The sequence below is a fragment of the Nonomuraea sp. NPDC023979 genome (assembly GCF_040639085.1).
In the GTDB taxonomy this organism is placed as follows: domain Bacteria; phylum Actinomycetota; class Actinomycetes; order Streptosporangiales; family Streptosporangiaceae; genus Nonomuraea; species Nonomuraea ceibae.
Genome location: NZ_JBEZZG010000061.1, coordinates 1 through 19,374, shown reverse-complemented (window position 1 = coordinate 19,374; position 19,374 = coordinate 1). Strand labels below are relative to the sequence as shown.

The window sequence follows — 19,374 nt, the reverse complement described above, 5'->3', positions numbered from 1 at the left end:
CAGCAGCCAGTCGAACGACTCGGTCTGCAGGGCGAGAAGGTCAGGAACTTCGAGGGGCTCCTGGATGCGCGAAAAAGAGACGCGACGGGGACCGGCGGGTACGGCGGAGGCGTTGCGCGAGGCTGCCAACAGATGTCCTTCCGAGGGCTCGCGGCGGACTGACTACACGCACGCCAGACAACCTCGCAACGTGAGCAGCGGAGCGGGTCGTCAAAGGGCAGCGCAAAGGGGCAGTGTAGCCGAACGGCACACGCCTGTCCACTTCGCTCTCGCTGCATGCTCCACGTTGGTCGCAGCATCGCCCGTCCGAGCGTAAACGTCAAGCCCGTTAGGCCGACTTTTAGCCGACTTAGGGCCCGGACGCTGGGTTTTCTCCCCTGTGTGATCGGTCGCCTACCGCCAGGCCCAAGACGATACCCGCGAACGGGGGCGGTTAACGCTCCGTCACACCGGGGGTCGAACCCATGCCGACAACCGGTGTAGCAGTGACGGGGATACCCATCCCCAAGGCTTCGCCAAACCTGAATTTTGATAACAATTGAAGGTCGCGCCACGCCCGAGCCCTCAGGCGCTGCCGATCAGCGTCGACAGGTCGGCCACCAGCCAGCGGGAATCTTGCCACACCATGACGAACCTGGCGCGGTTCTGGCTGACCTGTTGCTGCGGCTCGGCCTTCCCGGTGATCGCCTTGACCGTACCCGTGTTCACGAACAGAAGAACCTCGACGCGCCCGGGTTCGGCCCGTTCGACCGCCGCGGCCACGACCGAGGCGGTCTGCACCGTCTTCTGGGCCTTCGCCTTGGCCACCAGCGTGCCCGACAGCTCCCGGTAGTATCGGGTCAGCGCGCCGGTCGTGTGCCGGCCGGCCCGCGCCAGGTCCTGCTCCACCGTGCGATAGTCGTAGGAGAGCAGATCAGGCGCGACGGCCCGGGCGGCGGCCATCGCCTCGGTCCCCGACCTCTCGCTGTCGTGCAGCGCCTTGTAGTCGAGCAGCAGCATCGCGCACGCGACGCCGAGCGCGAGCGTCAGCACCGCCAGCAGCACGGTCGCGATCCGCCTCACACCTGCACCGCCTTCGACACCAGCCACACGCCGCCGGTCCTGGCCAGGTCCATCTCCCACCGGTAGAAGCGCTCCTGCGGCGCGTTGCGGGAGCCGTCCCAGCGGATCTGCACGTCGGCGACCACGAGCGCCTTGGCCGTGCGCGGGCCGATCGACACCAGCCCGGTGGCGCGCACGACGCCCTCCTGGACGACCTTGCCCGACTTCGTGGTGTCCTTGAGCTTGCCCGCCCCGGCCTCGTACTCGGCCCGCGCGGCCCCCGTCGAGGTGGCCAGGATGCGGGCCACGTCCGCGTCGATGGTGCGGTAGTCGAGCGAGAGCAGGTTGACCGCGTGGGTGCGGGCGGCCAGCAGCACCGCCTGCCGGTCGTCCCAGGCGGCCTGCGCGTCGCGGTCCTGGACGACGAGCCAGGTGGCGGCGGCGCCCAGCAGCGCCACCGCGGCGGCGAGCAGCCAGTTGAGGAGGCGGGCGGACATCGCAGCCACGTTCTGCCCCCTTCCGGACCGGTCGCCGGATCATAACCCGGCGCCTTCCCCCGGGTCTCTCAGACGGCCATACAGGCCCTTCTGGAGGCATGCGAAAGGGGCGGCACACCCGGCACCAGGGTGTGGCCGCCCCTCAGGCGAAACGAACTACTTGACGGTGACCGTGGCGCCGGCGCCCTCGAGGGCAGCCTTGGCCTTCTCCGCCTGCTCCTTGTTGACCTTGCCGTCGAAGACCGGCTTGGGAGCGCCGTCCACCAGGTCCTTGGCCTCCTTCAGGCCGAGGGACGTGAGGGCGCGGATCTCCTTGATGACCTGGATCTTCTTGTCGCCGGCGGCCTCGAGGATGACGTCGAACTCGTCCTGCTCCTCGACGGCGGCGGCCTCGCCACCGCCACCGGCGGCGGGGGCGGCGGCAACCGCGACGGGGGCGGCGGCCTTGACGTCGAAGACCTCCTCGAACTGCTTCACGAACTCGGAGAGCTCAAGAAGGGTCATCTCCTTGAACGCGTCGAGCAGCTCGTCGGTGCTGAGCTTCGCCATGATGTTTCCTCCGTTTACGACTTGCGAAATTTAGGAACGGGACCGCGGGTGTTGCGGCAATCCCCGTGTTACTCGCCCGCCTCTTCGCGCTTGGCGCGAAGGGCGTCGGCCAGCTGGGCCATGTTGGTCGGCAGCGCGGCGAACATCGCGGCAGCAGCGCTCTGCTTCGCCTTCAGGGCACCGGCCAGCTTCGCGAGGAGAACCTCGCGGGACTCCAGGTCGGCGAGCTTGGTGATCTCGGTGGCGTCCAGCGTCTTGCCGTCGAGGACGCCGCCCTTGATCACCAGAAGGGGATTGGCCTTGGCGAAGTCACGCAGACCCTTGGCCGCCTCGACAACGTCGCCGTTGACGAAGGCGATCGCGGTCGGACCGGCGAGCAGGCTGTCGAGGCCCGCGAGACCGGCCTCGTTGGCCGCGATCTTGGTCAGGGTGTTCTTCGCCACGGCGAACTTCGCATTCTCACCGAGAGAGGTGCGCAGCTCCTTGAGCTGGGCAACGGTGAGACCGCGGTACTCGGTCAGAACGGCGGCAGCGCTGCCTTCGAACTCGCTCTTGAGCTCGGCAACCGCTGTCGCCTTATCCGCCCTCGCCATGGGCCTCCTTCCAGATGTGCCGCCGGCGAAGGGAGTCAGAAATGAGAACAGCCCCGGGCGCAGGGCGCACACGGGGCTCACGCACATGGATCACTCCATGCGGGGAAACTCGCATTCACACCTGCGCGGGCCGTCCACGAAGTCGTGGATCCTTCGGTCGCCAGGCATTTGAGGCACCTGACGACGACCGGCGGTCTTCGGCAACGACCAGAGTACGGCCTGGTCGCCGAGTTTCCAAATCGCTCTCTAGTTGGTCGTGCCCTTGGGCAGCTCACCCACCTGGTCGGCCGGGGGCGCCTGGATGCCGACGGGCTCGTTGAAGCCCTTGAACATCAGCGCGGCGTCCATCGTGCCGCCGTCCTTGGAGCCGCTCATCGTGAGCTTGCGGGGCAGCTCGTCGGCCGCCACCCAGATGTCGAACTTGACGTCCTTGAGCTCGGCGAGGCCCTTCCTGGCCTGCTCCTGCTCCTCGGCGGGCAGCTGCCGCACGGCGGCGTCCACCGGGAACGTGCCGCTGTAGTGGGTGGTGTCCTCGCCGCCGACGCTCTCGGTGCCGACGGCCTTGACGTTCTGGGAGGCGGTGACCATCTTCGTCACGTTGGCGAGGTCGAACTGCTGGATCTGGCCCAGCAGCTGGTCGACCTGGCCCTGCTCGCCCATCTCGGCCAGCGGCACCTTGATCCACGGCCTGGTCGCGCCGAGCATCTTGTTGAGCGCCTCGACCTTCACGTACACCGTGTCGCCCTGCAGCACCGCCCGCGCGCCGCCCGGCAGGCCCTTGCCGCCGACGTCCGCGCTGTCGAGCGTGAGGTCCACGGCCAGCTCCGGCTTGCTCTGGTAGAGCATGCGGCCCTGCACCTTGCCGGCGCCCTGGTCGGGATGCGAGACGTTGACGACGGCGTCGACCGTGTAGGAACTGACGTCCGCCGTCCGCTGGGCGGCCTGCGCCAGCACCTCGGAGGCGGCCAGATTGACGTGGAGGGGCTGCGCGTTCGTTCCGCAACCGGCCACAGCGGCCGCGACGAGAGCGGCACCGGCCGCGGCGGTGGCGAGAGAAAACCTGCGCTTCAGCATGATTCGACCCTACGTGTCGGGAGTCTGCCCGTGGCGTCTTCCCGCGACATCTCCGGGAAAACCCAGGGGCGTCCCTGACCCGTACGCGCTGACCGTACGCGCTGGGCCCGTACATGCGAAAAGCGCGCCCGCCCCGAAGGGAGAGCGCGCTCTTCTACGCGGAGGAGGCTCAGGCCTCCAGCTCCGCGGCGAGGCCGCGGGTGGCGTTGGGGTCGACCGGGACGCCCGGGCCCATCGTCGTCGAGAAGGTGACCTTCTTGACGTAACGGCCCTTGGCGGCCGACGGCTTGAGACGCAGCACCTCGTCGAGCGCGGCGGCGTAGTTCTCGATGAGCTGAAGCTCGCCGAACGACGTCTTGCCGATGACGAAGTGCAGGTTGGCCTGCCGGTCGGTGCGGAACTCGATCTTGCCGCCCTTGATCTCCGTCACGGCCTTGGCGACGTCGGGGGTCACCGTGCCGGTCTTCGGGTTGGGCATGAGACCACGCGGGCCCAGGACGCGGCCCAGGCGGCCGACCTTGCCCATGAGGTCCGGCGTGGCGACCACGGCGTCGAACTCGTTGAGCCGGTTGCCCTTGGCGATCTCGTCGATCAGCTCGTCGGCGCCGATGATGTCGGCGCCCGCCTCGCGGGCCGCCTCGGCACGGTCACCGGTCGCGAAGACCAGGACCCGGGCGGTCTTACCGGTGCCGTGCGGAAGGTTGACCGTGCCGCGCACGATCTGGTCGGCCTTGCGAGGGTCGACGCCCAGCCGCAGCGCGACCTCGACGGTCGCGTCGAACTTGGTGGTGGACGTCTCCTTGGCCAGCTTGGCGGCCTCGGCGGGGCTGTAGAGCTTGTCGCGGTCGACCTTGGCCGCCGCGTCCTTGTGCGCCTTGCTGCGCTTCATCTCGGTCTCCTTGTGGTCTGCGGGCCGGCGTGCGGCCCTCCCACGGTCAGGGAAAGGGGTCAGTCGGCGACGGTGATGCCCATCGACCGGGCGGTGCCGGCGATGATCTTCTCGGCCGCCTCGATGTCGTTGGCGTTGAGGTCGGGCATCTTCGTCTCGGCGATGCTGCGCAGCTGGTCGCGGCTGAGCTTGCCGACCTTGTCCTTGTGCGGGACCGCGCTGCCCTTGTCGAGGCCCAGAGCCTTCTTGATCAGCTCGGGCGCCGGCGGCGTCTTGGTGACGAAGGTGAAGCTGCGGTCTTCGAAGATGGTGATCTCGACGGGGATGATGTTGCCCCGCTGGGCCTCCGTGGCAGCGTTGTACTGCTTGACGAAGTCCATGATGTTGACGCCGTGCGGACCGAGGGCGGTACCGACCGGCGGGGCGGGCGTGGCCTGGCCAGCGGGAAGCTGAACCTTGACCAGCGCCGCGATCTTCTTCTTCGGAGGCATGTGTCCTTCTCCGGGTCCTGATTGCGATGCCGTCCGGACGCGGATGCGCCCGGACATGTCGGAGGCCGCCCTCGCGACAGGCGGCCGACCGAACGTCTAAGTGTAGGTGATCGTCCTAGATCTTCGAGACCTGGTTGAACGAGAGCTCCACCGGGGTCTCCCGGCCGAAGATCGACACGAGCACCTTGAGCTTCTGCGACTCGGGGCTGATCTCGCTCACCGAGGCGGGCAGCGTGGCGAACGGGCCGTCCATGACCGTGACCGACTCGCCGATCTCGAACTCGACCGTGGGGCCGGTGGCGGTCTTGGTCGTGGCCTTCTTGCTCTCCTCGGTGGGCTCCGGGGCGAGCAGCTTGGCGACCTCGTCGAGGCTGAGCGGGCTGGGCTTGTTGGACAGGCCGACGAAGCCGGTGACGCCGGGGGTGTTGCGCACCGCGGCCCACGACTCGTCGGTCAGCTCCATGCGCACCAGCACGTAGCCCGGCAGCACGCGCTCCTTGACCGGGACCTTCTTGCCGCTCTTGAACTCCTGGACGGTGTGCGTCGGCACCTCGACCTGGTAGATGTAGTCCTCCATGTTGAGCGACACGTTGCGGCTCTCGATGTTGGACTTCACCCGGTTCTCGTAACCGGCGTAGGAGTGGATCACGTACCACTCGCCGGGGAGCCCGCGCAGGCCGCGCTTGAACTCCTCGACCGGGTCGACGTCGGGCTGAGCGTCACCCTCGTCGTCGACGGCGGGAGACTCGTCGGCGGCCACGGGGGACTCTTCGGTCTCCTCGGCGGCCTCGTCGTCGCTCTCCGCGACGTCGTCGACGGTCTCCTCAGCGGCCTCGAAGGCCTCTTCCGGCTCGCGGTCCCGCTCGTCGCGGGAGTCGTCCGCCGGCACTGAAGACTCGGACACGGTGGCTCTTCCTCTTTCGTTGAATCGAACGGCGACTGCGTCAGGCGGGCACCGGCGGAGTCAGATCAGCCGAAGATTTCCAGGACGGCCCAGCCGAGGCCGGCGTCCAGCCCGTAAACGATCGCCACCATGATCGCAACGAATATCAGAACGATCGTCGTGTAGGTGACGAGCTCCTTGCGTGTCGGCCAGATGACCTTACGCAGCTCGCTGATGATCTGACGGTAGAAGAGGGCAGGAGAAGTGCGCTTCTTCTTCTCACCGCTAGGCTTGCCTGCGGTCTCGCCGCGCGTGTCGATCGCCACAGTCCTCACCTGAATCAGTCGTATCCAACGCAGTTTTGCGGCGCGCTGACACGCCTTCGTTGCGCGGACCGCACTCGCAGGGCACGAGGGACTCGAACCCCCAACCGCCGGTTTTGGAGACCGGTGCGCTACCAATTGCGCCAGTGCCCTATGTCGTCAACCACACTACCCTGATTGACTCACTGCCTGGACCGAACCGCACCCACCATGCGGCGGCACGACCTGGCGAAAAGTGTACGGGTGAATCTCCGTCACGTCGAACCATAAGCGATCGCCCAGGTCACGGGCGGCATGCGAGCATGGACACATGTCCACCAGACCCCGTGTGTCCGCACGGATCTCCGCGATTTCCGAGTCCGCGACTCTCGCCGTGGACGCCAAGGCCAAGGCGATGAAGGCCGCCGGCCGCCCGGTCATCGGCTTCGGCGCGGGCGAGCCCGACTTCCCGACGCCTGACTACATCGTCGAGGCCGCCGTGGAGGCCGCCCGCGACCCGCGCTTCCACAAGTACACCCCGGCCGGCGGCCTGCCCGAGCTGAAGCAGGCCATCGCCGACAAGACGCGCCGCGACTCCGGCTACGCGACGGACGCCTCGCGGGTGCTGGTGACCAACGGCGGCAAGCAGGCCGTCTACCAGGCGTTCGCGACGCTGCTCGACCCGGGCGACGAGGTGCTCGTGGTCGCCCCCTACTGGACCACCTACCCCGAGGCGATCAAGCTCGCCGGGGGCGTCCAGGTCGACGTGGTGACCGACGAGACCACCGGCTACCTGGCGAGCGTCGAGCAGCTGGAGGCCGCCAGGACCGAGCGCACGAAGGTCCTGCTGTTCGTCTCGCCGTCCAACCCGACGGGCGCCGTCTACTCGCGCGAGCAGACCGAGGCGATCGGCCGCTGGGCGGCCGGGCACGGCCTGTGGGTGGTCACCGACGAGATCTACGAGCACCTGACGTACGGCGGCGCCGAGTTCACCAGCATCGCCACGGCCGTCCCCGAGCTGGGCGACCAGGTGGTCATCCTCAACGGCGTGGCCAAGACGTACGCGATGACGGGCTGGCGGGTCGGCTGGCTGATCGGCCCGCCCGACGTCGTCAAGGCGGCGGCCAACCTGCAGTCGCACGCCACCTCCAACGTCGCCAACGTGTCGCAGATGGCGGCCCTGGCGGCGGTCTCCGGCGACCTGTCGGCCGTGGCGCGGATGCGCGAGGCGTTCGACCGGCGCCGCCGGACGATGGTCCGGATGCTGAACGAGATCCCGGGCGTGTTCTGCCCTGAGCCGAAGGGGGCGTTCTACGCGTATCCGACGGTCAAGGAGCTGATCGGCAAGGAACTGCGCGGGCGGCGGCCCCAGACGTCGGCGGAGCTGGCCGAGCTGATCCTGGAAGAGGCCGAGGTCGCCGTGGTGCCCGGAGAGGCGTTCGGCACCCCCGGCTACTTCCGGCTGTCCTACGCGCTCGGCGACGACGATCTGGTCGAAGGCGTCAGCAGGCTGGGCAAGCTGCTGGCCGAGGCTCGCTGACCCGCCACCGGCCGGCGCCGGCCGGTGGCAAGATATGGCGATGGCACGGTCCCTGCAAACCCTTCCCAAGGCCCATCTCCACCTGCACTTCACCGGATCCATGCGGCACACCACGCTGCTGGAGCTGGCCAGGGAGCAGGGCCTGCACCTGCCCGACGCGCTGGAGCAGGACTGGCCGCCCAGACTGCGGGCGACCGACGAGCGCGGCTGGTTCCGCTTCCAGCGCCTGTACGACATCGCCCGCTCGGTGCTCACCCGCACCGAGCACGTCTACCGGCTGCTGCGCGAGACCGCCGAGGACGAGGCCGCCGCCGGATCGCGGTGGCTGGAGATCCAGGTCGACCCGTCCGGCTACGCGCAGCGCTTCGGCGGGCTGACCGCCACCCTGGAGCTGGTGCTCGACGCCGCCGGCCAGGCAGCCCGGTCCGCGGGCGTCGGCGTCGCCGTGGTCGTCGCCGCCAACCGCACCCGCCACCCGCTCGACGCCAACACCCTCGCCCGGCTCGCCACGCAGTACGCCGGCCAGGGCGTCGTCGGGTTCGGGCTGTCCAACGACGAGCGCCGCGCCCAGGCCCGCGACTTCGAACGGGCCTTCCGCATCGCCAAACGGGCCGACCTGCTGGCCGTCCCCCACGGCGGCGAGCTGCTCGGGCCGCGCAGCGTTGCGCAGTGCGTCGACGACCTCGGCGCCGACCGGGTCGGCCACGGCGTGCGCGCCGCCGAGGACCCGTGGCTGATGCAGCGCCTGGCCGACCGGCAGATCTGCTGCGAGATCTGCCCCACCTCCAACGTCGGCCTCGGGGTCGCCGAGAGCGACGCGGACGTGCCGCTGCGGCGGCTGTTCGACGCCGGGGTGCCGATCGCGCTCGGGTCGGACGACCCGCTGCTGTTCGGGGCCCGGCTGCTGCGGCAGTACGAGCTCGCCCGCGACGTGCACGGGCTCAGCGACGCCGAGGTGGCCGAGCTGGCGCGCCAGTCGATCAGGTCGTCCGCCGCGCCCGAGTCCACGCGCAAGGAGCTGCTCAAGGAGATCGACGACTGGCTCGTGTCACCCGAGTGAACGGGCCAGCTCCACCGCCCGCTCCATGGAGCCCGCGCCTTCCAGCCTGTAGCCGGTGTCCCCCACCTGCCACACCAGCGTGGCCGCCGCCTGGCGCAACGGGATCTCCTCGCCGTCGTCACGCGTGAGGTGGCCCAGCGGGTGCTCGCCCGCCACCCACCAGCCGGTGACGCCGTTCACCTCGACGTGCTCGGGGAAGGGCGGGGCCAGCTTCTTGAAGAAGTACGGGTCCACGGTCCCGTCGATACGGTCGAAGCGGATGCCGCCCGGCCAGAACATCGACACCACCCTGCCGTCGTCGGCCGTCGTCACCCGCTCGGGGGCGCCGAGAGCCCTGGGGTAGCCGGTCCGCACGTCACCTGGGGGGACGGTGCGCTCGCCCGGCGGCGTGGCCGTGGTCCGTACCGGCGCCGGGGGCTCGCTCCCCAGGCGCAGCTCGATCCCCGCCTGGCGCAGCACCGCCACCACGGCCTCCCGGCCCTGCGGCGTAGCCGCGCACACGGCCACCACGACCGCCACCACCGCGACGACCACCCACCTCCGCCGCCCCCTTCGCCCCCCACGAACAGAGCGCCCACCACCGGACGGAACGCGCCCCGGCGGAGACGGCCGGCCCTCCTGAGGGGAGGGGGCCGCTGGTGGTGGCTCCCCGCCGCCAGGGGCGCGCCCCTCTTCGGGCGGGACGCTCCCGCCCACCGGGGACGGCCGGCCCTCCTGAGGGGAGGGGGCGGCCGGACGCGGCTCCTCGTCGGGCGGGGCGTTCTCCGGCAGGGGGGCGGCCGGCGAGGAGGGGTGGTCGCCGGGGAGGGTGAGGCGGGCGCGGACGGTGGCGGCTACCTGGTCGGGAGGTGGGGACGGGATGTCGAGGGAGTCGCCGAGTGCGCGCAGTTCGGCCTCCAGGTCGTCGGGGTGTTCAGCCGAGGTCATCGCCCACCTCCCTCCTGAGCCGGGCCAGGCCGCGGTGGGTCCTGGACTTGACGGTGCCGATCGGCCAGCCGAGCACCTGGGCGGTCTCGGCCTCCGACAGCTGTAAGAAGTACCGGCACACGACGGCCCGGCGTTCCCGTTCGGGCAGGGCGCGGACGGCGTCCAGGAGCCGGGCCCGCCGGTCGGTGGCCACGGCGGCGCCTTCCGGGTCGTCGCCGCTGACCACGTCGGCCGTGGCGGCGAGCCGTACGGACAGCTCGGAGCGACGCCCGCGCGCCCGGGTCAGGTTGTGCGTCTCGTTGGCGACGATGCGCAGCAGCCAGGGCCGGAACGGTGAGCCGGGGCGGAAGGACGGCAGGTGCCGGTACGCCTTGACGAACGCCTCCTGGACGACGTCCTCGGCCTCGTCGCGGGCGCCGAGCAGGGCGGCGGTGCGGTGGGCGAGCGCGCTGTAGCGGGCGACCAGCGCCTCGTAGGCGGTCAGGTCGCCGCGCAGGGAGCGGGCGATGGCCTCGTCGTCGTCCATGGGGCAGTTCAGATTTCATCGCATGGGCGGCCCCGGGCGGAAGGGCACTAGACTCGGGCCATTCCGCGAGCCCCTTAAAGGAACGGGACTATGTCTTCTGGATATGACCGTGTAGTGCAACCGGCTGCCGGTGACGAGGCCCTGGAGAACCACCTGGGCGGCGACGAGGCGAAGAACTACCGGCAGTACGAGTTCGACATGGTCGCGCCGCACGTGGGCCGGTCGATGCTGGAGATCGGGTCCGGGCTGGGCCACTTCGCCGAGCAGTTCCTGCCTCGGCTCGACCGGCTGGTGGTCAGCGACTTCGACCCTTACTGCGTGGAGCAGCTCCGCAAGCGGTTCGCGGGCCGTGACGACATCGACGTGCTGCAGTTCGCGCTGCCGGACGAGGTGCCGATGGAGGACAAGGTCGACACGGTCGTCCTGATGAACGTGCTGGAGCACATCGAGGACGACGCGGAGGCGCTGCGGTCGCTGGCGCGGGTGACGCTGCCGGGCGGCCGGATCATCATCTGGGTGCCGGGTTACATGCAGCTGTACGGGGACTTCGACCGCAAGGTCGGTCACGTGCAGCGCTACACGCCCAAGACGCTGCGCGCGACCGTGGCGCGGGCCGGGCTCGACATCGACGTGCTCAAGCCGATCAACATGCTGGGCGGCATCGCCTGGTGGGCGGCGGTGCGCCGGGGTGGCGTCGGCTACCCGGACCCGCGGCTGGTCAAGATCTACGACCGCACGGTGGTGCCGGCCACCCGGCTGATCGAGCGGTTCATCCGCCCGCCGTTCGGCCAGACCGTGTTCTGCGTGGCCCGGGTGCCGCGCTAGTCACTTGATCGAGCCGGCCGTGAGGCCGCCGACGACCTTCCGCTCGATGAGCGCGAACAGGATGATGACGGGGATCGTGGCGATCACCGAGCCGGCGAACAGGTTCTGCCAGTCGACCTGATACTGGCCGATGAAGGAGTTCAGCGCCACGGTCAGCGGCTGCTTCTCGGGCGTGGTGGTGAGCGTGAGCGCCACCACGAACTCGTTCCAGGCGGCGATGAACGTGAAGATCAGCGCGGTGATGACGCCGGGCATGGCCAGCGGCAGCGTGACCCTGAACAGCGCGCCGAAGCGCCCGTTGCCGTCGAGGAACGCGGCCTCCTCCAGGTCGCGCGGGATCGAGGCGAAGTAGGCGTTGAGGATCCACACGGCGAAGGCCAGGTTGAAGCCGCCGTTGACCAGGATCAGCGACCAGACCGAGTCGACCAGCCCGAACTGGGAGAACTCCCGGTAGATGCCGACGAGCATGGCGGTGGGCTGGAACATCTGGGTGATCAGCACCAGGATGAGGAACATGGTGCGCCCGCGGAAGTTGTGCCGGGCCGTGTAGTAGGCGGCCGGCAGGGCCACCAGCAGCACCAGGACCGTGGATCCGGCCGCCACCTGGAGGGTGACGACGAGGTTGCCGGCCAGGCCGCTGCTCCAGAACGTGACCAGGTTCGACCATTCCCACTGGGTGGGCAGCAGCGTCGCGTCGCGCAGGGACTCCTGCGGGCGCAGCGAGGTCAGCACCATCACCACGTAGGGGAACAGGAAGATGAAGGCGATCACGTACGCGGCCGCCGCGACCAGCGTCGTCTTGAGCCTGGGCATCGCGTGCCCGCCGCGCGGGGCGGTGCGGGCGTGGGAGCGTGGAGGCGCCGGAGGCGCGGTCTTGACGGCCATCATGCCACCGCCCTGTTCCAGCGGGAGATCTTGAGGAAGACGGCGGTGATCACGAGCACCATTCCGAAGTTGACCACCGACATCGCGGCGGACTCGCCGATGTCGGAGCTCTTGAGGATGAACATGAAGATGGTCGAGGTGGCCGTCGAGTAGCCCGGCTGCCCGTGGGTCATCGCCCAGATGATCGGGAAGCTGTTGAAGACGTTCATCACGTTGATCAGCGCGGCGACGGTCAGCGCCGGCCGCAGCAGGGGCAGCGTGATCGACCAGTAGGTACGCAGCCGCGAGGCCCCGTCCATCTTGGCCGCCTCGTACACGTCGGACGGGATCGTGGCGAGCCCGGCCAGCAGCGCGTACGTGGTGAAGGGCACCGACACGAACACGGCGACGAACACCAGCCACGGCATCGCGGTGGCGGCCACGCCGAGCTGGTCGGCGTCGGCGCCGCCGAGCGCGTCGATGAGGCCGAGCTTCAGCCGGATCTGGTTGATCACGCCGACCTCGGGGTCGAGCATCCAGCGGAAGACGATCGCGGTCATCAGGACCGAGGCGGCCCACGGCGCGATGAGCGCCCACCGGGCCATCTTGCGGCCGGGGAAGCGCTGGTTGAACAGCTGGGCGAGGGCGAGCGAGATCAGCACGGTGAGCGCGACGACGGCCACGACCCAGATCACGCTGCGGACCATGATGTCCGCGAAGTCCTTCTCGGCGAACAGCTTGTCGTAGTTGTCGAAGCCGTTGTAGCCCCGGACGACGCCGACCCGGCTGATCTGCAGGAACGACGACCGGACCATCTCGATCACCGGCCAGATCACGACGACCGCGATCAGCAGCACGGCGGGCCCCACCCAGGCGAGGGGCTCCAGGGGGCGCAACCTTCTCATGACGAACCTTCCATGACGGTACGGCCAGCGTCCTGGACGGGGACGCCGGCCGTACGGACCCACTGATGGATCAGCTGGACTCGGCGGTCTTCTGCAGCTCGCCGAGGACCTTGGCGGGGTCGTCGGTGACGGCTCCGCCGATGGTCTGCTTGATCGCCGGGTTCAGGTCGGCCCACTTGGGGTCCTGGAAGGGGTAGAAGCTGGCGTTGGGCAGCGCGTCGAGGAACGGCTTGAGCTTCTCGTCGCCGGACAGCTTCTGGATGCCGCCGTTGGTGACGGGCAGCAGCTTGTAGGTGTCGCTGATCTTCTGCGCGGCGCTGCCGGTGTAGAAGAAGTCGAAGAACTTCTTGATCTCGGCGGCGTGGCCGTTCTTGTTGAACGCCATGATCCAGTCCATGACGCCGAGCGTGGTGTCGAGCGGGCCCGCCTTGCCGGGGATGGGCACGACGCCGTAGTCCTTCAGACCGGCCGCGTCGAAGATCGGGATGGACATGGGTCCGCCGTTGACCATGCCGACCTTGCCGGCGCCGAAGTCCTCCCAGACCGTCTTGCGGTCCTTGGTGCCGGGGTTGGGGGTGGTGAGGCCCTCGGCGACCATGCCCTTGAGGTAGGTGAAGGTCTCGACGTTCTGCGGGGAGTTGATCGCCCACTTGCCGGAGGCGTCCTTGTAGCCGCCGCCGTTGCCGAGCATCCACAGGAACGACTCGGCCTGGGCCTCCTCCTGGCCGAGCGGGAGGCCGAAGGGCTGGCTGACGCCGGCGTCCTTGAGCTTCTTGGCGGCGGCCTTGATCTCGTCCCAGGTCTTGGGCGGCTCGGCGATGCCGGCCTTGGAGAACAGCTCCTTGTTGTAGAACAGGGCGCGGGCCGAGGACACGAACGGGATGCCGTACGCGGTGCCGTCGACCTTGCCGTAGTCGGCGAACTTCTGCAGCATGTCGCCGGAGACCTCGGGCGAGAGGACCTCGTCCACCTTGTAGAGGAGCTGGTCGGCGACGAAGCCGGAGTAGTCGCCGGTCTGCAGGATGTCGGGCACCTGACCGTTCTGGATCATGGTGGCGACCTGCTTGTCGATGTCGTTCCAGTTGATGACCTGGACGTCGACCTTGATGTTGGGGTTGGCGGCCTCGAACTCCTTGACCACGCCGTCCCAGAACGTCTGGCCGGAGTTGGGCTTGCCGGGGCCGTCGCCGTAGTCGGCGGCGACCATCTTCAGCGTCACCTGGCCACCGCCGGCCGCCTTGTCACCGCCTCCGGTCTCCGGCGTGCTGGAGCCGCAGCTGGACAGGACCAGCATGGTCGCCAGGCCGAGAGCGGCGCCGCCCACAAGTTTCATGTTCACCGTCAGTACCGCCTTCTCGTGGGACGGTGTCATGCTGGTCCGTACCAGCTTCAGGACGCCGTCCAGGGGTTGGGAAGCCACGTGTGCGCCAGAGTAAGCCCGGGTTCATCAACCGGTCTATACCGGTGGGTCTCGGTTTGAGAACACTCGGACCACGGGTTTCGCACAACCGGTCTAGACCACACGTCAGAGGATTTTTCTCCGCACGCTCTCCCCGCCCTCGGGCGTCCCGATCCACGGCCCGTCGATCGACGGGTCCAGCACCCCCTCCTCCAGGAACGTGTAGCGCCCGTCGAGCACGTAGCCGGCCAGCCGCGTGTCGTGCCCGTCGCTGTTGTCCCACAGCCGGTCGAACAGCGCGTCCACCCGCAACCTGGCCTGACGGCAGAACGTGTCGGCCAGCTCGTACGGACGGCGGCCCAGGTCGCGCGCGTCCTCCTCGGCCTTGACGCACACGGCCGTCATGGCGAACGTCTCCGCCCCGATGTCGACGATCCGGCCCAGGAACGACTGCTTGTGCTCCAGCTTGCCCTGCCAGCGCGACATGCCGTAGAAGGTGGCCCGGGCCAGCTTCCTGCTGGTCCGCTCCACGAAACGCAGGTGCGCGGCGAGCGGGCCGAAGCCGGCGAAGGCCGTGGGGAGCTGGCCCGCGCCGGTCACCAGCGACGGCAGCCAGCGGGCGTAGAACCGGCTCGCCCGCCTGAGCGCCTGGGCGCGTTCCTTGGGGCCCGCCTCCGGGTTGATCAGCTCACCGGCGGCCGTCAGATGGGCGTCGACCGCCTCCCTGGTGATGAGCAGGCGCATGATCTCCGAGGAGCCCTCGAAGATCCGGTTGATGCGGGAGTCGCGCAGCATCTGCTCGGCGGGCACGCCGCGCTCGCCGCGCGCCGCCAGCGACTCCGCCGTCTCGAAGCCGCGCCCGCCGCGTAGCTGGACCAGCTCGTCGAGCACCCGGTACGACAGCTCCGAGGCGTACAGCTTGGCCAGCGCCGCCTCGATCCTGATGTCGTTGCGCCGGTCGTCGGCCATCCTGGCGGTCAGCTCACAGACCGCCTCCAGGGCGTAGGCGCTCGCCGCGATGAAGGCGATCTTGGTGGCGACGGCCTCGTGCTCGCCGATCTTGCGACCCCACTGGACGCGGGCGTTGCCCCACTCCCGGGCGATCTTGACGGCCCACTTGGCGCTGCCCGCGCAGGTGGCGGGCAGCGACAGGCGGCCGGTGTTGAGCGTGGTGAGCGCGATCTTCAGGCCCTGACCCTCCCGCCCGATCAGGTTCCGGGCCGGAACCCTGACCTGGGAGAACTCGGTCACACCGTTCTCGATGCCGCGCAGGCCCATGAACGTGTTGCGCCGCCTGACCGTGATGCCCGGCGAGTCGCCCTCGACGACGAACGCGCTGATCTTCTCGCCGGTCCTGGCCATGACGACGAGCAGATCGGCGATCACCCCGTTGGTGGTCCACAGCTTGACGCCGTCGATGACGTAGTCGTCGCCGTCGCGTACCGCGGTGGTGGACAGGCGGGCCGGGTCGGAGCCCACGTCGGGCTCGGTCAGCAGGAACGCCGAGATCTCGCCCCGCGCGCACCTGGGCAGGAACTCCCGCTTCTGCTCCTCGGTGCCGAACTGCTTGAGCGGCTGCGGCACGCCGATCGACTGGTGCGCCGACAGCAGCGTGGCCAGCGCCGGGCTGTAGGACCCGACGAGCATGAGCGCTCGGCAGTAGTACAGGTACGGCAGGCCGAGCCCGCCGTAGTCCTCCCCGATCGTGATCCCGAACGCGCCGAGCCCGGCCAGCCCCTTGACCACCTCGTCCGGCACCAGCGCCGTCCGTTCGATCTGCGCCGGGTCCACGTGCGTCTCCAGGAAGCGGCGCAGCCGCCTGACGAACTCCTCGCCCCGCTTGGCGTCCTCGTCGGGCAACGCCGGCACCGGGTGCACCAGGTCCAGCCGGAGATCTCCGAGGAACAGCTGCTTGGCGAAGCTCGGCCGGGCCCATTCCCGCTCGCGGGCCTGCTCGCCCAGCTCCCTTGCCTTTGCGTACTCGCTCATGGCACCTCCCGCCGACGCTACGCCTGTCATGCGCTGGTGTGTACTGCCCCGGCGGGGGCGCTTTGCGCTCTCCGGTGGGAGATTTCACCGCGGCAGTGGCCGCCGCTCCCCCGCCTTCAGCGCGATCACGGCCACCCCGGCGAGCACGGCCGGCACCAGCAGGTAGGCGCCGCAGGCGGCGAGCGCGACCAGCGACAGCGCGCTCGCCGCCCGCGCGGTCGCCCGGTGCCTCCCGGCGGGCAGCACCCGTACGGCGGCCGTCACCCCGGCGAGCGTGACGGCGGCCAGGCACGCGGACGTGGCCCGCATCAGCAGGTCCAGGTCCACGGCCCACACCAGCACCGGAACGGTGATCACGGCCAGCAGCCCGAGGCTGCGCAGCGGCGTGCCGCCCCCGGCGAACCAGCCCGGCAGCGCGCCGTCCCTGGCCAGGGCCACGCCGAGGCGGGCGGCCCCGGCGACGTAGGCGTTGATCGCGCCGAAGGTGAGCAGGACCGCGAGCACGCCGGTCAGCGGCCGGGCCGCCGGGCCGACGCCGGTCTCCAGCAGCGCGGCGAGCGGCGCCTGCGTGGTGGCCGCGGCCGGGCCGAGCACCCCGATCGTGGTCAGGCAGACGCCGAGGTAGAGCACGCTGATCACGGCCAGCGTGACGACCGTGGCCCGGAGCAGCCCGCCTCTGGCGGCGAACTCGGCCGACAGGTGGCTGGCCGCCTCCCAGCCGACGAACGCGAACAGCAGCACCCCGGCCGCGCTCACCACCCCCGCGGCGCCGTACGGGGCGAAAGGGGTGAAGGCGGCGGCCTCGGCGTGCGGCGCGGCGGTGATCACGGCGACGGCCAGCAGCGCGACGAGCAGGCCGACGAGCACCACCTGCACCCGCCCGGAGGTCCGCAGTCCGGCGGCGTTGACCAGGAACGCGCCGCCCAGCAGCACCGCGGCGGCGAGCGGCGCGGGCACGCCGGACGACGCGGCGACGTACTGGCCGCCGACCAGCGCACCGGCGACGATCCCGAGCGGGACCGACCCGTAGAACCACCAACCGGCCACCGCCGCCGCCCGCCTGCCGAACGCCAGTCCGGTGAACGCCGCCACTCCCCCGCCGCCGGGATGGCGGCTGCCCAGCGCCGCGAACGTCAGCGCCACCGGCACGCTCAGCACGAGCAGCGCCGCCCACGCCAGCACCGACGCCGGCCCCGCAGCCGCCGCCGCGAGGTGCGGCAGCGCGAGCATCCCCGGCCCGAGCACCGCCCCCACGAGCAACGCCGTCCCCTGACCCACTCCCAGTCTTGCCGTTTGCTCCGTCATGGGTCCAGAAAGTAGCCATCCGGACGGCTCCGATGCCCGCCAGCCGAACGGATGGCCGATCTGGGCGGCAGAATGCCGGCATGGATGAACTTGATTCGGCGATCGTCCGCCTTCTCCAAACGGATGCGCGGCAGTCCAACCGCGAGCTCGCCCGTCAGCTCGGCGTGGCCCCGTCGACCTGCCTGGAGCGGGTTCGGGCGCTGACCCGGCGCGGCGTGATCCGGGGCTACCACGCCGACATCGACCCCGTGGCGCTCAACCGCGGGGTGCAGGCCATGGTGTCGGTCCAGGTGCGGCCGCTCAGCCGCGCGGTCATCGACGCCTTCGTGCGGTCGGCCGGCGAGCTGCCGGAGGTGCTGAGCGTGTTCGTGCTGGCGGGCGGTGACGACTTCCTGCTGCACGTGGCCGTCCAGGACCTCGACCACCTGCACGCGTTCCTGCTGGACCGCCTCAGCAAGCGGCGCGAGATCGCCGGGTTCCGCACCTCGGTGATCTTCCAGCAGGTGCACAACGCGGTGCCGGAACGGCTGCCCGCGCCCGGGTGAGTCAGCCTTCCGGCCCGGTCAGCTCCGCGAGGGCGGCGATGCGGCGCAGCTCGGCCAGGTGACCGGCCAGGGCGGCCCGGCCCGAGGCCGTCAGGGAGAGCCAGGTGGTGCGGCGGGCCTTGGCCAGGTCGAGGTAGCCGGCCGTCTGGAGCACCTTGGCGTGCTTGCTCAGCACGGAGTCGCTGATGCCGATGCTGTCGCGGACGACGGAGAACTCGGCCGACTCCACGGCGGCGAGCATCGCGCAGATCCGCAGCCGGATCGGCGCGTGGATGGTCTCGTCAAAGGCCGGCTGGGTCATGACCGTCCCGCAGCTCGCCGCGCAGCGCCCGGTCGGACCGGCGGCCGGCGACCACGGCGATCGCGGCCACGGCCACGCCCGCCACCGCGACCGCGCCCTTCACGCCGCCACCCCACTCCAGCGCCATCGCCCCGGCCGTCAGCGCCATCGCCACCAGGCTCCAGGCCACGACCGCCGGGGTGGCGCGCGGGGCACGCGGCGCGATCCCGGTCACGCGCTTCAGCGCCATCATGAGTCCGGCTGCGGCGACGGCCAGGAACGGCACCCCGTACGAGGCGAACCTGAAGCTGATCGAGACGTAGGCGAGCAGGATCGCGGCGGCCAGCCCGTAGTGATACCACCACGGGCTGACGAGGCGGTCGGCCACGCGGGCGCGGACCTCGGCGACGCCTTCCAGGGCGAGGCGGGCAGATTCACTTTCCATGATGGAAAGTTAAGCACACTCTTTCCATCATGGAAAGTCCGGAAATAATCGGTTGCGGCGCCGCCGGAGCGGCTCTTACCTTGGGGACATGCGCCTTTACCTGTGAAGCGCCCGGGCCGATCGGCCCCGGCCACTCAGCCCATCCGCCCATCAGACGCGGCTAGCTGAGCTCGCGTACCCGGCCACGGCCGCGTCGCCCTCACGTAAAGGAGCCCTTTCATGCGTGTTCGTTCCTCGGGCCAGCAGGCCTCGGGCAAGAAGAACGTCCCCGGCCACCCGCAGCCCCGGCCCATGCCGAAGCTGCCGCAGCGGCCGATCGCGCCGCCGCGGCGCATCCCGCCCAAGGGCCGCTAGATCCAACGCCGTTCAGTTAAGGGAGAGGGCTGTTCGTCAAGACCGGTGAACAAAGCAGCGGAGCCGCTGTAGAAGAGGTCTGTCACTCCAA

23 protein-coding genes and 1 tRNA gene are annotated in these 19,374 nt (G+C 70.0%); 5 read left to right on the top strand and 19 right to left on the bottom strand.

Annotated elements, in window-relative coordinates:
• Window positions 1-564: 564 nt before the first annotated feature.
• From AB0G11_RS48070 to AB0G11_RS48025, 10 genes are all read right to left on the bottom strand, one after another.
• Window positions 565-1,062 (bottom strand): hypothetical protein, encoded by a 498-nt coding sequence (locus AB0G11_RS48070; protein ID WP_219508759.1) that lies wholly within the window; start codon window positions 1,060-1,062, stop codon window positions 565-567.
• On the bottom strand, window positions 1,059-1,538 hold the full coding sequence (locus AB0G11_RS48065) for a hypothetical protein (protein ID WP_219508846.1): 480 nt from the start codon (window positions 1,536-1,538) through the stop codon (window positions 1,059-1,061). The genes AB0G11_RS48070 and AB0G11_RS48065 overlap by 4 nt, the downstream gene beginning before the upstream one ends.
• A gap of 156 nt (window positions 1,539-1,694) precedes the next feature.
• Complete coding sequence (gene rplL / locus AB0G11_RS48060) at window positions 1,695-2,087, bottom strand: 50S ribosomal protein L7/L12 (protein ID WP_219508761.1); 393 nt, start codon at window positions 2,085-2,087, stop codon at window positions 1,695-1,697.
• Between the two features lie 68 nt (window positions 2,088-2,155).
• Complete coding sequence (rplJ, locus tag AB0G11_RS48055; protein WP_138689471.1) at window positions 2,156-2,680, bottom strand: 50S ribosomal protein L10; 525 nt, start codon at window positions 2,678-2,680, stop codon at window positions 2,156-2,158.
• Between the two features lie 246 nt (window positions 2,681-2,926).
• On the bottom strand, window positions 2,927-3,754 hold the full coding sequence (locus tag AB0G11_RS48050) for an LppX_LprAFG lipoprotein (RefSeq protein ID WP_357593911.1): 828 nt from the start codon (window positions 3,752-3,754) through the stop codon (window positions 2,927-2,929).
• 169 nt (window positions 3,755-3,923) lie between these two features.
• On the bottom strand, window positions 3,924-4,643 hold the full coding sequence (gene rplA / locus AB0G11_RS48045; protein WP_219508763.1) for a 50S ribosomal protein L1: 720 nt from the start codon (window positions 4,641-4,643) through the stop codon (window positions 3,924-3,926).
• Window positions 4,644-4,702: 59 nt separating this feature from the next.
• Window positions 4,703-5,134, bottom strand: coding sequence for a 50S ribosomal protein L11 (gene rplK / locus AB0G11_RS48040; RefSeq protein WP_219508764.1), 432 nt, complete (start codon window positions 5,132-5,134; stop codon window positions 4,703-4,705).
• A gap of 115 nt (window positions 5,135-5,249) precedes the next feature.
• Window positions 5,250-6,038, bottom strand: coding sequence for a transcription termination/antitermination protein NusG (nusG, locus tag AB0G11_RS48035; protein ID WP_219508766.1), 789 nt, complete (start codon window positions 6,036-6,038; stop codon window positions 5,250-5,252).
• A 65-nt stretch (window positions 6,039-6,103) separates the two neighbouring features.
• On the bottom strand, window positions 6,104-6,343 hold the full coding sequence (gene secE / locus AB0G11_RS48030) for a preprotein translocase subunit SecE (protein WP_219508767.1): 240 nt from the start codon (window positions 6,341-6,343) through the stop codon (window positions 6,104-6,106).
• 77 nt (window positions 6,344-6,420) lie between these two features.
• Window positions 6,421-6,493: transfer RNA gene (locus AB0G11_RS48025), tRNA-Trp, on the bottom strand.
• A 157-nt stretch (window positions 6,494-6,650) separates the two neighbouring features.
• Between AB0G11_RS48025 and AB0G11_RS48020 the strand changes: the two genes are divergently transcribed.
• Window positions 6,651-7,859 (top strand): pyridoxal phosphate-dependent aminotransferase, encoded by a 1,209-nt coding sequence (locus AB0G11_RS48020; RefSeq protein WP_219508769.1) that lies wholly within the window; start codon window positions 6,651-6,653, stop codon window positions 7,857-7,859.
• A 40-nt stretch (window positions 7,860-7,899) separates the two neighbouring features.
• Window positions 7,900-8,919 (top strand): adenosine deaminase, encoded by a 1,020-nt coding sequence (locus AB0G11_RS48015; RefSeq protein WP_357593909.1) that lies wholly within the window; start codon window positions 7,900-7,902, stop codon window positions 8,917-8,919.
• Here the strand turns inward: AB0G11_RS48015 and AB0G11_RS48010 are convergent.
• Together AB0G11_RS48010 and AB0G11_RS48005 are read right to left on the bottom strand one after the other, a co-directional pair.
• Window positions 8,908-9,846: a hypothetical protein gene (locus tag AB0G11_RS48010; protein ID WP_357593908.1), complete on the bottom strand. Its 939-nt coding sequence runs from the start codon at window positions 9,844-9,846 to the stop codon at window positions 8,908-8,910. The two genes, AB0G11_RS48015 and AB0G11_RS48010, sit on opposite strands and share 12 nt — an antisense overlap.
• Complete coding sequence (locus AB0G11_RS48005; protein WP_357593906.1) at window positions 9,833-10,372, bottom strand: RNA polymerase sigma factor; 540 nt, start codon at window positions 10,370-10,372, stop codon at window positions 9,833-9,835. Before AB0G11_RS48005 ends, AB0G11_RS48010 begins: the two co-directional genes overlap by 14 nt.
• 114 nt (window positions 10,373-10,486) lie before the next feature.
• Here AB0G11_RS48005 and AB0G11_RS48000 point away from each other — a divergent pair, with 114 nt between their 5' ends.
• Window positions 10,487-11,197 carry a class I SAM-dependent methyltransferase gene (locus AB0G11_RS48000; protein ID WP_308125935.1) on the top strand — a complete coding sequence of 237 codons (711 nt, stop codon included), beginning with the start codon at window positions 10,487-10,489 and terminating at the stop codon, window positions 11,195-11,197.
• Here AB0G11_RS48000 and AB0G11_RS47995 read toward each other — a convergent pair whose 3' ends face one another.
• The 5 genes from AB0G11_RS47995 to AB0G11_RS47975 form a co-directional block, all read right to left on the bottom strand.
• Window positions 11,198-12,085 (bottom strand): carbohydrate ABC transporter permease, encoded by an 888-nt coding sequence (locus tag AB0G11_RS47995; RefSeq protein WP_246645797.1) that lies wholly within the window; start codon window positions 12,083-12,085, stop codon window positions 11,198-11,200.
• Complete coding sequence (locus AB0G11_RS47990; RefSeq protein WP_246645798.1) at window positions 12,082-12,966, bottom strand: sugar ABC transporter permease; 885 nt, start codon at window positions 12,964-12,966, stop codon at window positions 12,082-12,084. Before AB0G11_RS47990 ends, AB0G11_RS47995 begins: the two co-directional genes overlap by 4 nt.
• 70 nt (window positions 12,967-13,036) lie before the next feature.
• The gene (locus AB0G11_RS47985; protein WP_308125936.1) at window positions 13,037-14,386 is read right to left on the bottom strand and encodes an extracellular solute-binding protein; all 1,350 of its coding nucleotides are present in this window, start codon (window positions 14,384-14,386) and stop codon (window positions 13,037-13,039) included.
• A 105-nt stretch (window positions 14,387-14,491) separates the two neighbouring features.
• Window positions 14,492-16,354, bottom strand: a complete 1,863-nt coding sequence (locus AB0G11_RS47980; protein WP_357593904.1) for an acyl-CoA dehydrogenase family protein — start codon at window positions 16,352-16,354, stop codon at window positions 14,492-14,494.
• An 84-nt stretch (window positions 16,355-16,438) separates the two neighbouring features.
• Window positions 16,439-17,659, bottom strand: a complete 1,221-nt coding sequence (locus AB0G11_RS47975) for an amino acid permease (protein WP_357593902.1) — start codon at window positions 17,657-17,659, stop codon at window positions 16,439-16,441.
• An 80-nt stretch (window positions 17,660-17,739) separates the two neighbouring features.
• Here AB0G11_RS47975 and AB0G11_RS47970 point away from each other — a divergent pair, with 80 nt between their 5' ends.
• Window positions 17,740-18,204, top strand: a complete 465-nt coding sequence (locus AB0G11_RS47970) for an Lrp/AsnC family transcriptional regulator (RefSeq protein ID WP_357593900.1) — start codon at window positions 17,740-17,742, stop codon at window positions 18,202-18,204.
• Window position 18,205: 1 nt separating this feature from the next.
• Here the strand turns inward: AB0G11_RS47970 and AB0G11_RS47965 are convergent, their stop codons facing one another.
• Together AB0G11_RS47965 and AB0G11_RS47960 are read right to left on the bottom strand one after the other, a co-directional pair.
• A complete protein-coding gene (locus AB0G11_RS47965) occupies window positions 18,206-18,505 on the bottom strand; it encodes a transcriptional regulator (RefSeq protein ID WP_357593898.1) in 300 nt (99 codons plus the stop codon).
• Window positions 18,486-18,929, bottom strand: coding sequence for a hypothetical protein (locus AB0G11_RS47960; protein ID WP_219508781.1), 444 nt, complete (start codon window positions 18,927-18,929; stop codon window positions 18,486-18,488). The genes AB0G11_RS47965 and AB0G11_RS47960 overlap by 20 nt, the downstream gene beginning before the upstream one ends.
• A 219-nt stretch (window positions 18,930-19,148) precedes the next feature.
• Between AB0G11_RS47960 and AB0G11_RS47955 the strand changes: the two genes are divergently transcribed.
• Window positions 19,149-19,283, top strand: coding sequence for a hypothetical protein (locus AB0G11_RS47955; RefSeq protein ID WP_281427171.1), 135 nt, complete (start codon window positions 19,149-19,151; stop codon window positions 19,281-19,283).
• The last annotated feature ends 91 nt before the right edge of the window (window positions 19,284-19,374 follow it).

Coding starts and splice junctions, on each gene's coding strand:
- AB0G11_RS48065 (WP_219508846.1), bottom strand. CDS start 1,538: ATGTCCGCCCGCCTCCTCAACTGGCTGCTCGCCGCCGCGGTGGCGCTG.
- rplL (WP_219508761.1), bottom strand. CDS start 2,087: ATGGCGAAGCTCAGCACCGACGAGCTGCTCGACGCGTTCAAGGAGATG.
- rplJ (WP_138689471.1), bottom strand. CDS start 2,680: ATGGCGAGGGCGGATAAGGCGACAGCGGTTGCCGAGCTCAAGAGCGAG.
- AB0G11_RS48050 (WP_357593911.1), bottom strand. CDS start 3,754: ATGCTGAAGCGCAGGTTTTCTCTCGCCACCGCCGCGGCCGGTGCCGCT.
- rplA (WP_219508763.1), bottom strand. CDS start 4,643: ATGAAGCGCAGCAAGGCGCACAAGGACGCGGCGGCCAAGGTCGACCGC.
- rplK (WP_219508764.1), bottom strand. CDS start 5,134: ATGCCTCCGAAGAAGAAGATCGCGGCGCTGGTCAAGGTTCAGCTTCCC.
- AB0G11_RS48020 (WP_219508769.1), top strand. CDS start 6,651: ATGTCCACCAGACCCCGTGTGTCCGCACGGATCTCCGCGATTTCCGAG.
- AB0G11_RS48015 (WP_357593909.1), top strand. CDS start 7,900: ATGGCACGGTCCCTGCAAACCCTTCCCAAGGCCCATCTCCACCTGCAC.
- AB0G11_RS48010 (WP_357593908.1), bottom strand. CDS start 9,846: ATGACCTCGGCTGAACACCCCGACGACCTGGAGGCCGAACTGCGCGCA.
- AB0G11_RS48005 (WP_357593906.1), bottom strand. CDS start 10,372: ATGGACGACGACGAGGCCATCGCCCGCTCCCTGCGCGGCGACCTGACC.
- AB0G11_RS47995 (WP_246645797.1), bottom strand. CDS start 12,085: ATGATGGCCGTCAAGACCGCGCCTCCGGCGCCTCCACGCTCCCACGCC.
- AB0G11_RS47990 (WP_246645798.1), bottom strand. CDS start 12,966: ATGAGAAGGTTGCGCCCCCTGGAGCCCCTCGCCTGGGTGGGGCCCGCC.
- AB0G11_RS47980 (WP_357593904.1), bottom strand. CDS start 16,354: ATGAGCGAGTACGCAAAGGCAAGGGAGCTGGGCGAGCAGGCCCGCGAG.
- AB0G11_RS47975 (WP_357593902.1), bottom strand. CDS start 17,659: ATGACGGAGCAAACGGCAAGACTGGGAGTGGGTCAGGGGACGGCGTTG.
- AB0G11_RS47970 (WP_357593900.1), top strand. CDS start 17,740: ATGGATGAACTTGATTCGGCGATCGTCCGCCTTCTCCAAACGGATGCG.
- AB0G11_RS47965 (WP_357593898.1), bottom strand. CDS start 18,505: ATGACCCAGCCGGCCTTTGACGAGACCATCCACGCGCCGATCCGGCTG.
- AB0G11_RS47960 (WP_219508781.1), bottom strand. CDS start 18,929: ATGGAAAGTGAATCTGCCCGCCTCGCCCTGGAAGGCGTCGCCGAGGTC.
- AB0G11_RS47955 (WP_281427171.1), top strand. CDS start 19,149: ATGCGTGTTCGTTCCTCGGGCCAGCAGGCCTCGGGCAAGAAGAACGTC.